The following is a 12,894-nucleotide window of genomic DNA, read 5'->3' as shown; positions in this document are numbered from 1 at the left end:
GGGAAAGGGAGTTTACGTGCTCGACGTTAACTTCTTCGATGAACTTCGTATCGGCCTCGCGTCGGCGGATGACATCCGTAATTGGTCCTTCGGCGAAGTCAAGAAGCCGGAAACCATCAACTACCGCACGCTGAAGCCCGAGAAGGACGGCCTCTTCTGCGAGAAGATCTTCGGACCTACTCGCGACTGGGAGTGCTACTGCGGCAAGTACAAGCGTGTGCGCTTCAAGGGCATCATCTGCGAGCGCTGCGGCGTCGAGGTGACTCGTGCCAAGGTGCGCCGTGAGCGGATGGGCCATATCGAACTGGCCGCTCCGGTCACGCACATCTGGTATTTCAAGGGCGTGCCATCTCGTCTCGGTTACCTGCTCGACCTGGCGCCGAAGGATCTCGAAAAGATCATCTACTTCGCCGCTTACGTCATCACCGCGGTCGACACCGAGCTGCGCCACAACGAGCTCTCGACGCTCGAGGCCGAGATGGAGGTCGAGAAGAAGGCTGTCGCGGATCAGCGTGATACCGACCTGGAGGCCCGTGCCCAGAAGCTCGAGGCCGACCTGGCCGAGCTGGAGGCCGAGGGTGCCAAGTCCGATGTGCGCCGCAAGGTGCGCGACGGTGGTGAGCGTGAGATGCGCCAGCTGCGCGACCGGTCCCAGCGTGAGCTGGACCGGCTCGACGAGATCTGGACCACCTTCACCAAGCTCTCCGTCCAGCAGCTGATCGTCGACGAGCTGCTCTACCGCGAGATCGTGGACCGCTACGGCGAGTACTTCACCGGTGCCATGGGTGCCGAGGCCGTACAGAAGCTCATCCAGAACTTCGATATCCCCGCCGAGGCCGAGAACCTGCGCGAGACCATCCGCAGTGGCAAGGGGCAGAAGAAGCTTCGCGCACTCAAGCGGCTCAAGGTGGTGGCGGCGTTCCAGAACTCCACCAACACCCCGGGTGGCATGGTGCTCGACGCGGTGCCGGTGATCCCACCGGAGCTGCGCCCGATGGTTCAGCTCGACGGTGGCCGCTTCGCGACCTCCGACCTGAACGACCTGTACCGCCGCGTCATCAACCGCAACAACCGCCTCAAGCGACTGATCGATCTGGGTGCGCCCGAGATCATCGTCAACAACGAGAAGCGGATGCTGCAAGAGTCCGTGGACGCACTGTTCGACAACGGCCGTCGTGGACGTCCGGTCACCGGACCGGGTAACCGTCCGCTGAAGTCGCTGTCGGATCTGCTCAAGGGCAAGCAGGGCCGGTTCCGTCAGAACCTGCTCGGTAAGCGCGTCGACTATTCGGGCCGTTCGGTCATTGTGGTCGGTCCGCAGCTCAAGCTGCACCAGTGCGGTCTGCCCAAGCTGATGGCTCTGGAGCTGTTCAAGCCGTTCGTGATGAAGCGCTTGGTCGATCTGAACCACGCGCAGAACATCAAGAGCGCCAAGCGGATGGTGGAGCGCCAGCGTGCCCAGGTGTGGGATGTCCTCGAAGAGGTCATTGCCGAGCACCCGGTGCTGCTGAACCGTGCACCAACCCTGCACCGCCTGGGTATCCAGGCCTTCGAGCCGCAGCTGGTGGAAGGCAAGGCAATTCAGCTGCACCCGCTGGTGTGTGAGGCGTTCAACGCCGACTTCGACGGTGACCAGATGGCCGTGCACCTGCCGCTGTCCGCGGAGGCGCAGGCCGAGGCGCGCATCCTGATGCTCTCCTCGAACAACATCCTGTCTCCCGCGTCGGGCCGCCCGTTGGCCATGCCGCGTCTGGACATGGTGACCGGTCTGTACTTCCTGACTACCGAGATCCCAGGCGACATCGGCGCGCGTACGCCGGCCGCCAAGGATCGGCCGGAGACGGGTGTCTACAGCTCGACCGCCGAAGCCATCATGGCCTTGGATCGTGGCGCGCTCAGCGTGCGGGCACCGATCCGGGTGCGGCTCACCCAGCAGCGCCCGCCGGCCGAAGTCGAAGCTGAGCTATTCGAAAACGGTTGGCGCCCAGGTGATGCCTGGATCGCCGAGACCACGCTGGGCCGCGTGCTGTTCAACGAACTGCTGCCTCACGGGTACCCGTTCGTGAACAAGCAGATGCACAAGAAGGTGCAGTCGGCGATCATCAACGACCTCGCCGAGCGGTTCCCGATGATCGTGGTCGCTCAGACCGTCGACAAGCTCAAGGACGCTGGTTTCCACTGGGCCACGCGTTCGGGCGTCACGGTGTCGATGGCCGACGTGCTGGTGCCGCCGCAGAAGGCGGAGATCCTCGACCGCTACGAGAAGGAAGCGGAGCGGATCGAAAAGCAGTACCAGCGTGGTGCTTTGAACCACCAGGAGCGGCGCGAGGCGCTGGTCAAGATCTGGCAGGAAGCCACCGACGAGGTTGGTAAGGCACTGGAGGAGCACTACCCGGAAGACAACCCGATCACCTTGCTGCCCAAGTCCGGCGCGACCGGCAACATGACCCAGGTGCGCAACCTGGCGGGCATGAAGGGTCTGGTGACCAACCCGAAGGGTGAGTACATCCCGAGGCCGATCAAGTCCTCCTTCCGTGAGGGCCTGACCGTTCTGGAGTACTTCATCAACACGCACGGCGCCCGTAAGGGTCTGGCGGACACCGCGCTTCGTACCGCGGACTCGGGTTACCTGACTCGTCGTCTGGTTGACGTCTCGCAGGATGTCATCGTCCGCGAGCAGGACTGTGGCACCGAGCGCGGCATCAATGTGACCATCGCCGAGAAGCAGGCCGACGGCACGCTGATCCGCGATGCGCATATCGAAACCTCCGCCTACGCACGGACTCTCGCCGCGGATGCGGTGGATGCCGATGGCAACGTGCTGGTGGAGCGTGGACACGATCTGGGCGATCCCTCGATCGAGAAGCTGCTCGGTGCGGGTGTCACCCAGGTCAAGGTGCGGTCGGTGCTTACCTGCACCACGGGCACCGGGGTCTGCGCGATGTGCTACGGCCGCTCGATGGCGACCGGCAAGATCGTCGACATCGGCGAGGCGGCGGGCATCGTGGCCGCGCAGTCGATCGGTGAGCCCGGTACCCAGCTGACCATGCGTACCTTCCACCAGGGTGGCGTCGGCGACGACATCACCGGTGGTCTGCCGCGTGTCACCGAGCTGTTCGAGGCGCGAGTTCCCAAGGGCAAGGCACCAATTGCCGATGTCACCGGACGAGTGCGTCTGGAAGAGGGTGAGCGCTTCTACAAGATCACCGTCATCCCGGACGACGGTGGCGAGGAAGTCATCTACGACAAGCTCTCCAAGCGTCAGCGCCTGCGCGTCTTCAAGCATGAGGACGGCTCCGAGCGTCCGCTGGCCGACGGCGACCACGTCGAGGTTGGACAGCAGCTCATGGAGGGTGCGGCCGACCCGCACGAGGTGCTCCGTGTGATGGGCCCGCGCCAGGTGCAGGTGCACTTGGTCAGCGAGGTCCAGGAGGTGTACCGCAGCCAGGGTGTGTCGATCCACGACAAGCACATCGAGGTCATCGTGCGCCAGATGCTGCGTCGTGTGACGGTCATCGACTCGGGCGCAACGGAATTCCTGCCCGGCTCGCTCACCGAGCGTGGCGAGTTCGAGGCCGCGAACCGTCGCGTGGTGGCCGAGGGCAACGAGCCCGCGGCCGGCCGTCCGGTGCTGATGGGTATCACCAAGGCATCGCTGGCCACCGACTCGTGGCTGTCGGCGGCGTCCTTCCAGGAGACCACTCGCGTGCTGACCGATGCGGCCATCAACTGCCGCAGCGACAGGCTGAATGGTCTGAAGGAGAACGTCATCATCGGTAAGTTGATCCCGGCCGGTACCGGTATCAACCGTTACCGCAACATCTCGGTGCAGCCGACCGAAGAGGCGCGGGCTGCCGCGTACACGATCCCGTCATACGAGGACGCGTACTACAGCCCCGACTTCGGCAGCAACACCGGTGCTGCGGTGCCGCTGGACGACTATGGCTACAGCGACTACCGCTAGTTCGTAAGCACGAAAAGGCCCCCGGGAGATTTCCCGGGGGCCTTTTCGTTTCGTCAGTTCCTCACCCTTTCCCCGCGAGCAGACGCTTAGTGCACAGCCATCCTGGGATTCGTGTGCACTAAGCGTCTGCTCGCGATGGTGTTATCCACAGAACCCGATTGGGTGTTTCGAACAGGCGTGTCCATGGGCAGGCTCGTGTGATGGGTCTCGACTGGGCGCTGTCCATGGGCGGTGGCGTCGCGATGCGGAGTCAGCTGCTGGAGGTTCTCGGCAGGCGTGGTCTGGACGAAGCGGTAGCCAATCGCAAAGTGATCCGCCAGTATCGTGGCGTCTATACGGCGCCGGAACCTGGCATAGCGGTACGGCTGAAGGCCTTGGATCTGTTCATAGGTGAGAAGGCAGTCGCGTGCATGTTCACAGCAGCCGCGCTGCACGGATTCGATACCGAGCGGCCCGAGGAATTGCACGTCTACGACCTGGGACGGAGGCTACGGCCGACTCCCAACCTGGTTGTCCACCAACGCGATGGCGCACCGTTGTCCAAATTGGATGGACGTCTCATGAGTACTGCGCCCTGGACCGCGATTGAATGCGCCCGCGCCATCCGACGCGGCCGAGCGCTGGGTGTGCTCGACGCGGTGTTGCGCAGCAGACTGTGCAGCGTCGCTGACCTCGCCCGCGCGGCGGATGTCCAGCGTGGCAGGCGGGGGATCGTCAGGGTCCGTGAGCTCTTGCCGCTGGCCGACGGACGAGCCGAGTCGGTGATGGAGAGTGAATCTCGTCTCGTCATGATCGACGGTGGGCTTCCATTGCCCGAGTTGCAGTTTGAGATCTTTGATCGTTGCGGTGAGCTGTGGCGAGTCGACTTCGCGTGGCCTGATATACGGCTTGCCGCGGAGTACGACAGCATCGAATGGCACGGGAGTCGAGAAGGAATGCTGCGTGACAAGATGCGAACCGCTCGGTTGCAGGAATGTGGTTGGACAATCGTCCCGATCACGGTCGAGGATGTGCGACGCGATCCCATCGGCCTGGTCGCGCGTATCCGGCATCACCTGAGCGTTGCCCGAAAGGCTGGGTGAGCAGACGCTTAGTGCACAGCCGTCCTGGAGTTTGTGTGCACTAAGCGTCTGCTCGCGGGGAAGGGTGGGTGGGCTGGGGCTACCGACGCACCAGACCAGTCACCAGCAGAGCCGTTCCAACGATCCCGGAGGCCACCCGCAGGTGATTCCATGCTGTCCACTGTGACAGGTATTGCCGCCAGAATTGCTGTCCATCAACGCTGTTCACATCGACCATGTCCAGCCGTCCGTTCAACGGAATGTTGAACACCACGGTGACGACGAACGTGCCCACAAAACAGATGGTCGCGCCGGCCACAATCCACCACGAGCGGTGTGACCCGGCCATGGCCAGCACGCCCGCCGCAACGGCGCAGAGCGCCGACCCGAGGAACACCACCAGGAACACGGGATTGACGATCATCCGGTTGATGGACTGCATCGTCGCGGCACCCGCTACCGCCGTCTGCTGACCGAGCGCCGGCATGACCGCGGCGGAGAATGCGAACAGCAGCCCAGTCAACGTTCCGTTGAGAAGGACTGCCGCACCGTCGATCACATCGAATGACGCCTTCGTGTTCATACCTCTCTTTCTATCCGCGAGCGGGCGCGCATGTGTCGGAATACGTTGACAAGCACTGTTGGGGCTATCAGCCACTCAAGGAACATGTCGACGGGGATCAGCGGGCCGAACACCGGGCAGTGATGTCGGAACTCGGCATATAAGAAACTCTGAGTGGCCGTCAGCAGTGCGAAGGCCGCCCAGTAGATTGCCCACGGATAGCTCACCGCCAACCCCGGCCTGCCGACCACGCGCATTGCGAGCGTGGTGAGACCGGCCAGAGTCGCTACGGCCGCGGCGATGCTGTACACGGCCCACCAGCGGCACGGATCGAGATTGAGCTGACCGGCGATGATGGCGAAGGGGAACGCAACGATCAGCATCAGCAACATATGGGGCCGGATGGATGATGATTTTCTCACGCCAGAAACCTATGGAGCCAAGCGATATCGGGGTAGCGCATAACTACCTACTGTCGCCCCGCAATTCCACTCGATTGTCCGGCGACGCCCTCTCAGCAGGCGCGTATTGCACGACCGTCCTGGGATTACTGTGCAAGAAGTGTCTACTCACGTAATGATGTTCCGATGACCGTTGCCAATTCCGAATCCGAGACACCCGACGCCGGATATTCACGTGGACTGTCTGCCCGCACGGTGCAAATGATCGCGATCGGCGGTGCCATCGGTACGGGCCTGTTCTACGGGGCGGGCGGTGCGATCGAGAAGGCGGGACCGGCGCTCATCTTGGCCTACCTGGTCGCGGGCCTCGCCATCTTCGTGATCATGCGTGCGCTCGGTGAACTGCTGGTCTATCGGCCGGTGTCGGGCAGCATCTCGGAGTACGCCGAGGAATTCATGGGGCGCTTCGCCGGATTCGCGAACGGCTGGACGTACTGGGCGGTGTGGGCCACAACCTGTATGGCCGAGATCACCGTCGCCGGCGTATATATCCAACGCTGGTGGCCCGGTGTCCCGCAGTGGGTCACCGCCTTGACGGTTCTTCTCATCCTGTTCGCGGCCAACTTGATATCGGTGAAGATCTTCGGTGAGGCCGAGTTCTGGTTCTCGATGATTAAGGTGACTGCGATCGTAGGCATGATCATCATCGGTATTGGTGTGCTGCTTCCCATTTCGGGTCTGGGGCCTGAATCTGGCCCCACCGTTGCCAACCTGTGGAACGACGGTGGGTTCTTCCCGACGGGCTTCAGCCAGGCCTTATTGAGCCTGCAGATCGTGGTGTTCGCGTATGTCGGCGTTGAGCTCGTCGGAGTCACGGCGGGGGAGGCCGAGAACCCTAAAGTAACGCTGCGCAAGGCGATTAACACATTGCCGTTCCGCATCGGGTTGTTCTACGTAGGCGCGCTGATCGTGATCCTCTCGATCCAGGGTTGGCAGAATTACCACAAAGGTGAGAGTCCCTTCGTCGCTGTGTTCGAGTACCTCAACATTCCGCAGGCCGCGAACATAGTGAACTTCATCTTGCTCACCGCGGCGCTTTCCTCCTGTAACTCGGGCATCTATTCGACAGGACGGATGGTGCGCAGCCTGGCGCAGCGCGGCGACGCCCCCGTGGGTCTACAGGCGTTGAGTTCACGTCACGTCCCGCTGTTGGCCATCTGCTTCTCGACGCTCGCAATGGGTATCGGCGTGTTCGTCAACTGGCTTTCGCCGGACAAGGCATTCGCCTACATCACTTCGGTATCCACCATCGGCATCATTTTCGTGTGGGGTTCAATCCTGTTGTGCCACCTGATTTATCGGAAGCGGGTCGCCGCCGGAGAACTGCCTGCCTCGGATTACAGGCTGCCTGGTGCGCCCGTGACGAATCTGTTGGCGCTGGCCTTTCTGGCGCTCGTGGTGGTGCTCTTGTTCTTCACAGAGGACGGTCGCACCGCCCTCGTGGTAGGTCTGGTGTGGTTTGTGATTGTGGTGCTCGGTTACTTCGTGCACCACGGAGAGCCGGCGCAGCAAGAGAAGCAGGACGCCTAGCTGCGGTCCGCGTCGAGACGGAGCTCGACGGTCACCCGGTCTCCGGGCCCCTTGCCCAGCTGTGCCTGAATGTCCTTGCGTACCCCGAGAAGATGCTTACCGCCGTACGGTGCCAGGGATCCCGTGTAAGTCACCGAGCCGTCGAATACCACCCGCACTGGTACTCGGGCCTTGACGCCGAAGGTATCGACCACGGAAAAGGGGAACTCGACGTACGCGCCGGGGCCCTCGGGCTTCTCGATCATCGCATCGAAGGTGATGGTGCCGGGATCGCGGTACTCCACCATAAAGTGAGCGTAACGGGGCGCCCGTACCGTCGGTATGGGGTGCGGGCGCCCCATCGCTTAGCAGCGGACGAGTTCGTCGATCTGGTTGATCGCCGAAGAAGCACCTTCGATGACACCCATATCCAGCACTTTTTGCAGCGCCTCTGCCGTCTCAAATGTGCTCACGTATGTCGCCAGGGTGCGGCCATCCTTCTCGACGAACGTGTAGACGTTCTCTGAAACCGGCATGTTGTCCACCGGGTTCAAATTCTCGTCGGAGAATCCATCCTTGAACGCGAAGCTGTTGGGTTCGTCGACTGCCGTAATCTCCCACCATCCGGCGTACCGTTCGCCTTCGGCTCCGGTCATGTAGTAGTTCACCCGGCCACCCGGCTTGAAGTTGTGGTCGACAAAAGTCGACGGGCAACTTGGTGGTCCCCAAACCTTTTCAAGCTGACGGGGGTCGGCGTAGATCTGCCAGATCCGGCTGATCGGTGCATCGAATTCGGCGTCTATGGTGATGGTGCGGGTGTCGATATCGTGAGTAACGTTGGTGACGGGCATGATTCAGTCCTCCTGTGGTGATTCGAATGCGATGAGTTCATCGATGCGAGCGATTCTGCCGCGCCAGATCTGCTCCAGCTCGGAGAGCATGGCGCCGACCGAGCGAACTGCTACTACGTCGCCGCTGGCCAGCTGTTCGCGGCCGTTACGCCGCTTGTTAAGCAGCCCGGCCCTTTCCAGCACGGCGACGTGCTTTTGCACCGCGGCGAAACTCATGTCGTAGTTCGCCGCAAGTGTCGAGACCGAGTGTTCGCCGGCCAACACTCTCCGCAGGATGTCGCGTCGGGTGCGGTCGGAGAGTGCATGGAACAAGGCGTCGGCCCTGTCCTCATCTGCTCCGGCCACGCCCCCAATGTACAACCATTTGGTTGTATGTCAACCGGTGGAATCGGAGGAGGGGGAGGGTCTCGATCTAGAACGGCCGAATAATGTCGTGTCTGCTGGTCGCGACGGTATCGATATTGGTATGAGCGCCAAAGGCTTTGACGCTCTCGAGCATCGCCATCACGCGCTCGCCCAGCTGCTGTTGATCCGAGGCGCCGTACCAAGCCAGCGGATCGGTGAGCGCCGAGGCGGGGAACTGTTCAAGGACGATCGCCGAGATTACGGGCGCATCGGCGGTGACGGCGCGGACCACAAGGTTCTGTTCGTATCCGATCGTCGACTGCAGGTCGAGTGCGTTCTGAGTGTGAACGCCCTGCCATTGTTGACGCCACGCGTCGAATGGCATGTCCGCGGGCCTGCGCAGCAGCGCGATATTGGTGAAACCCATTGACCGCGAGCCGGGTTCGGGCTCGGGGGAGGATAGTGGCACAGACTCTGTGACGAGATATCCGTGCGCGACCGCAGACGCTGCGGTGAGAACGGCCGCGATCTCCTGTATCGCGGGGCCGTACGACTGCTGAACCCACACACTGACCGCGGCGACGAACGGCGGGTCCAGGGTCATCAGCCGCAAGCTCGCGGCTCGTACGGCGGCGTCATGGACACACACGCTCAGGCCGTGCACCCCTACTGTCCGGATCTTGTCGACGACGGCTGTGCATAGCTGCTCCACCCACTCGTCGGTGGCGGCATCGGGCGGTTGACGCAGCACAAAGATCACTTTCTCCACGTCGTCTTTTGTAGCGCACCAAGAGCTCGCGCAAGGCCATCCGAACAGATCTTGTGCGATTGTCGTAGAAATGTAACACTGACGTATGGCCGATACGCATGTCGTTACCAATCAGGTCCCACCGCTGTACGACTACAACGCGGCGACCAGCCCCGTGCTGATGGAAGCGCTTGTTCGAGAAGGCGGTCAGTGGGGCGTCGATGAGGTTGTCGAGGTCGGTGCGCTCAACGGCACCCCTCGCATGCAGCGCGCCGGGGAGCTTGCGAATCGGAACCGCCCCGTGCTGCACACCCACGACCGTTGGGGTCATCGTGTCGACGAAATCGAGTTCGACCCGGCCTATCACGAGCTCATGCGCGAGGCGGTCGCACACGGATTGCACGGGGCACCGTGGGCGGACGAACGTCCGGGCGCCCATGTGGTGCGCGCCGCGAAGACGGGGGTATGGACTGCCGATCCCGGCCACATGTGCCCGATCTCGATGACCTACGCGGTGGTGCCGGCGCTGCGGGCCAACCCCGAGCTGGCGGCCGTTTACGAGCCGCTGCTGTCCAGCCGCGTATATGACGCGGAGCTGAGAGTTCCCACCACCAAGGCGGGGCTGACGGCAGGTATGTCGATGACCGAGAAGCAGGGCGGCTCGGATGTGCGCGCGGGTACCACCACCGCGACCCCGAACGCCGACGGCAGCTACACCGTGGTGGGGCACAAGTGGTTTACCTCGGCGCCGATGTGCGATGTGTTCCTGGTGCTGGCGCAGACACCCGGCGGGTTGTCATGCTTCTTCCTGCCGCGGGTGCTCCCGGACGGAACCCGCAACCGGATGCGGTTGCAGCGTTTGAAGGACAAGCTCGGCAACCACTCCAACGCATCATCGGAGGTTGAGTACGACGGTGCCACGGCCTGGTTGGTCGGTGAGGAGGGGCGCGGTGTCAAGACCATCATCGAGATGGTGAACATGACGCGCTTGGACTGCACCCTCGGATCGGCCACCAGCATGCGTACGGGTGTGGCGCTGGCCATGCATCATGCTCAGCACCGCAAGGCCTTCGGCGAGTACCTTATCGACCAGCCGCTCATGCGCAATGTACTCGCGGACCTGGCGATCGAGGCCGAGGCCGCGACCGTGGTGGCAATGCGGATGGCGGGTGCAACTGACCGCGCCACTCGCGGGGACGAGACGGAATCCTTGTTGCGTCGCATCGGGTTGGCCGCCAGCAAGTATTGGGTGTGTAAGCGTGCTACGCCGCATGCGGGTGAAGCCATGGAATGTCTGGGCGGCAACGGGTACGTCGAGGATTCCGGCCTACCGCGCCTGTATCGCGAGGCTCCGCTGATGGGCATTTGGGAGGGCTCCGGGAACGTCAGCGCCCTGGACACGTTGCGGGCCATGGCCACCAAACCAGAATGCGTCGAGGTGCTGTTCAAGGAGCTCGCCCTCGCGCAGGGGCAGGATGAGCGTCTGGACCGTCATATCAACGGACTGCATTCGCAGCTCACAGATCTGGACTCTGTCGCCTACCGCGCACGCAAGGTCGCCGAGGACATCTGCCTCGCACTGCAAGGGGCGCTGCTGGTCCGTCACGGTCATCCGGCGGTCGCGCAGGCGTTCCTGGCGACCCGGCTTGGCGGCAACTGGGGCGGCGCATTTGGCACTCTCCCAACGGGATTGGACCTGTCGCCGATTCTGGAGCGGGCGTCCGTCAAGGCGGGCAACTAGGCCATGGATGAGCCGCTTGCGCGAAGCTCGGCAGGTATGGACACATTGAAGACGATGACCGACCTTTAGATATGGGCAACCCGGTCGACCACCACCCGATGACGGCACGCTCGGTCATTCTGAGCCTCCTGCTGGGTGCTCACCCGGCAGAGTTGTCGGTGCGTGAGATCCGCGCATTGACTACCTTGTTCGGAATCAGCGATACGACAGTACGGGTGGCGCTGACCCGGATGGTGTCCGCGGGAGACGTCACGAGAACTGAATCGGGGTATCGGCTTGCCGAGCGCCTACAGGCCCGTCAGCTTCGACAGGACGAGGCCTGCGATCCGCATCGGCGCGCCTGGAATGGCGACTGGACACAGTTGGTGGTCACCAGCGTGGGTCGCGACGCGCGTGACCGCAACGATCTGCGAACCACCCTGCGGCAAAGGCGGTTCGGCGAACTGAGAGAGGGCGTGTGGCTGCGTCCAGACAATCTGGAGATCGAGCTGCCGCCGTCGGTTGCCGACCACGTTTGGGTCCTGCACACCCGAACCGACGACCCCGCAGCATTGGCGGCCCAGCTGTGGGATCTGCCGGGATGGTCGCTGTATGCGACAGACCTGCTGAAGTGGTGGGATCAGGCCGGGACGATTCCGGCGCGATTCGTTTTGGCTGCCGCGATGGTGCGGCATCTGCTGGCCGACCCGGTGCTGCCGGATGAGTTGTTGCCGCCAGAATGGCCTGCCGACGAAATGCGTTCTCGTTATCGGGAATTCAAGGATGAGCTGGTGACACTGCGTGATCCCGCTGAAATGGAGGAGGTTCCGTATGGGTAGGGCCATGAGTGAGGACGCCGATCCGGCCGTTCGGGTTGAGAAGACGGGTCCGGTGACGACGATCATCCTCAACCGACCCCACGCCCGTAACGCCGTCGACGGCCCGACTGCTGCGGCGTTGTTCGAAGCGTTCACCGAATTCGATGCTGACCCCGATGCGTCCGTGGCGGTGCTGTGGGGTGACAACGGAACATTTTGTGCAGGAGCAGATCTCAAGGCCATGGGTACCGACCGTGGAAACGAACTGCACCCGCATGGCCCCGGCCCGATGGGTCCGTCCCGACTACGGCTGTCCAAGCCGGTGATCGCGGCGATATCGGGTCATGCCGTCGCGGGTGGTATTGAGCTCGCGCTGTGGTGCGACCTTCGGGTGGTCGAGGAGGATGCTGTGCTGGGGGTGTTCTGCCGGCGTTGGGGCGTGCCCCTCATCGATGGTGGAACGATCAGGTTGCCACGGCTGATCGGACACTCGCGTGCCATGGACCTCATCCTGACCGGACGCCCCGTCGCGGCGAATGAGGCCCTGGACATCGGGCTCGCCAACCGGGTGGTGCCGCGTGGCCAGGCTCGCGCGGTGGCGGAAACGCTGGCTGCGGAGATCGCGGCATTCCCGCAACAGTGCGTGCGCGCCGACCGCGATTCGGCCCTCGCGCAATGGGGGATGACTGAGGAAGCGGCGCTGGACAACGAGTTTGGCAGTATCGAGCGGGTCGCTGCCGAGGCGCTGGAGGGTGCCGGTCGGTTTGCGGCAGGTGCCGGGCGCCACGGCGCCGGGGTCTGACACGCGCGGTGCCCGACGCCGACACACTCGAGTATGTCCGAGACGTACGAGAG

General features: G+C 63.1%; 12 protein-coding genes. 6 read left to right on the top strand and 6 right to left on the bottom strand.

Going from position 1 to position 12,894, the window contains the following annotated elements:
- Positions 1-16 precede the first annotated feature (16 nt).
- Both MLB1_RS05855 and MLB1_RS05850 read left to right on the top strand, forming a co-directional pair.
- Positions 17-3,964 (top strand): DNA-directed RNA polymerase subunit beta', encoded by a 3,948-nt coding sequence (locus tag MLB1_RS05855; protein ID WP_180748719.1) that lies wholly within the window; start codon positions 17-19, stop codon positions 3,962-3,964.
- A 200-nt stretch (positions 3,965-4,164) separates the two neighbouring features.
- Positions 4,165-5,046, top strand: a complete 882-nt coding sequence (locus MLB1_RS05850) for a hypothetical protein (RefSeq protein WP_180748718.1) — start codon at positions 4,165-4,167, stop codon at positions 5,044-5,046.
- Between the two features lie 79 nt (positions 5,047-5,125).
- Here MLB1_RS05850 and MLB1_RS05845 read toward each other — a convergent pair whose 3' ends face one another.
- Together MLB1_RS05845 and MLB1_RS05840 are read right to left on the bottom strand one after the other, a co-directional pair.
- Positions 5,126-5,608 carry an anthrone oxygenase family protein gene (locus MLB1_RS05845; RefSeq protein WP_180748717.1) on the bottom strand — a complete coding sequence of 161 codons (483 nt, stop codon included), beginning with the start codon at positions 5,606-5,608 and terminating at the stop codon, positions 5,126-5,128.
- Positions 5,605-6,009: a hypothetical protein gene (locus MLB1_RS05840; protein WP_371750563.1), complete on the bottom strand. Its 405-nt coding sequence runs from the start codon at positions 6,007-6,009 to the stop codon at positions 5,605-5,607. Before MLB1_RS05840 ends, MLB1_RS05845 begins: the two co-directional genes overlap by 4 nt.
- Before the next feature lie 165 nt (positions 6,010-6,174).
- Here MLB1_RS05840 and MLB1_RS05835 point away from each other — a divergent pair, with 165 nt between their 5' ends.
- The gene (locus MLB1_RS05835) at positions 6,175-7,578 is read left to right on the top strand and encodes an amino acid permease (protein ID WP_180748716.1); all 1,404 of its coding nucleotides are present in this window, start codon (positions 6,175-6,177) and stop codon (positions 7,576-7,578) included.
- On the opposite strand, the gene MLB1_RS05830 is transcribed toward MLB1_RS05835, so the two are convergent.
- The 4 genes from MLB1_RS05830 to MLB1_RS05815 all read right to left on the bottom strand — a co-directional run bounded on the left by MLB1_RS05830 (position 7,575) and on the right by MLB1_RS05815 (position 9,522).
- Positions 7,575-7,865 carry a DUF1905 domain-containing protein gene (locus tag MLB1_RS05830; RefSeq protein WP_180748715.1) on the bottom strand — a complete coding sequence of 97 codons (291 nt, stop codon included), beginning with the start codon at positions 7,863-7,865 and terminating at the stop codon, positions 7,575-7,577. The genes MLB1_RS05835 and MLB1_RS05830 overlap by 4 nt on opposite strands.
- Positions 7,866-7,922: 57 nt before the next feature.
- Positions 7,923-8,408: an SRPBCC domain-containing protein gene (locus MLB1_RS05825; RefSeq protein ID WP_180748714.1), complete on the bottom strand. Its 486-nt coding sequence runs from the start codon at positions 8,406-8,408 to the stop codon at positions 7,923-7,925.
- A 3-nt stretch (positions 8,409-8,411) separates the two neighbouring features.
- A complete protein-coding gene (locus tag MLB1_RS05820; protein ID WP_180748713.1) occupies positions 8,412-8,753 on the bottom strand; it encodes a metalloregulator ArsR/SmtB family transcription factor in 342 nt (113 codons plus the stop codon).
- A gap of 67 nt (positions 8,754-8,820) precedes the next feature.
- Positions 8,821-9,522, bottom strand: a complete 702-nt coding sequence (locus MLB1_RS05815; protein ID WP_180748712.1) for a hypothetical protein — start codon at positions 9,520-9,522, stop codon at positions 8,821-8,823.
- Positions 9,523-9,607: 85 nt separating this feature from the next.
- Between MLB1_RS05815 and MLB1_RS05810 the strand changes: the two genes are divergently transcribed.
- The 3 genes from MLB1_RS05810 to MLB1_RS05800 all read left to right on the top strand — a co-directional run bounded on the left by MLB1_RS05810 (position 9,608) and on the right by MLB1_RS05800 (position 12,841).
- Complete coding sequence (locus MLB1_RS05810) at positions 9,608-11,242, top strand: acyl-CoA dehydrogenase family protein (protein WP_180748711.1); 1,635 nt, start codon at positions 9,608-9,610, stop codon at positions 11,240-11,242.
- 71 nt (positions 11,243-11,313) lie between these two features.
- On the top strand, positions 11,314-12,060 hold the full coding sequence (locus tag MLB1_RS05805) for a PaaX family transcriptional regulator C-terminal domain-containing protein (protein ID WP_180748710.1): 747 nt from the start codon (positions 11,314-11,316) through the stop codon (positions 12,058-12,060).
- A 4-nt stretch (positions 12,061-12,064) separates the two neighbouring features.
- On the top strand, positions 12,065-12,841 hold the full coding sequence (locus MLB1_RS05800; protein WP_180748709.1) for a crotonase/enoyl-CoA hydratase family protein: 777 nt from the start codon (positions 12,065-12,067) through the stop codon (positions 12,839-12,841).
- The last annotated feature ends 53 nt before the right edge of the window (positions 12,842-12,894 follow it).

The organism is Mycobacteroides sp. LB1 (assembly GCF_013449725.1).
GTDB lineage: Bacteria > Actinomycetota > Actinomycetes > Mycobacteriales > Mycobacteriaceae > Mycobacterium.
The sequence above is the reverse complement of the archived record's forward strand: the minus strand, read 5'-3'. Positions and strand labels throughout refer to the sequence as shown.

Coding starts and splice junctions, on each gene's coding strand:
- MLB1_RS05835 (WP_180748716.1), top strand. CDS start 6,175: ATGACCGTTGCCAATTCCGAATCCGAGACACCCGACGCCGGATATTCA.
- MLB1_RS05805 (WP_180748710.1), top strand. CDS start 11,314: ATGGGCAACCCGGTCGACCACCACCCGATGACGGCACGCTCGGTCATT.
- MLB1_RS05810 (WP_180748711.1), top strand. CDS start 9,608: ATGGCCGATACGCATGTCGTTACCAATCAGGTCCCACCGCTGTACGAC.
- MLB1_RS05845 (WP_180748717.1), bottom strand. CDS start 5,608: ATGAACACGAAGGCGTCATTCGATGTGATCGACGGTGCGGCAGTCCTT.
- MLB1_RS05850 (WP_180748718.1), top strand. CDS start 4,165: ATGGGTCTCGACTGGGCGCTGTCCATGGGCGGTGGCGTCGCGATGCGG.
- MLB1_RS05830 (WP_180748715.1), bottom strand. CDS start 7,865: ATGGTGGAGTACCGCGATCCCGGCACCATCACCTTCGATGCGATGATC.
- MLB1_RS05800 (WP_180748709.1), top strand. CDS start 12,065: ATGAGTGAGGACGCCGATCCGGCCGTTCGGGTTGAGAAGACGGGTCCG.
- MLB1_RS05825 (WP_180748714.1), bottom strand. CDS start 8,408: ATGCCCGTCACCAACGTTACTCACGATATCGACACCCGCACCATCACC.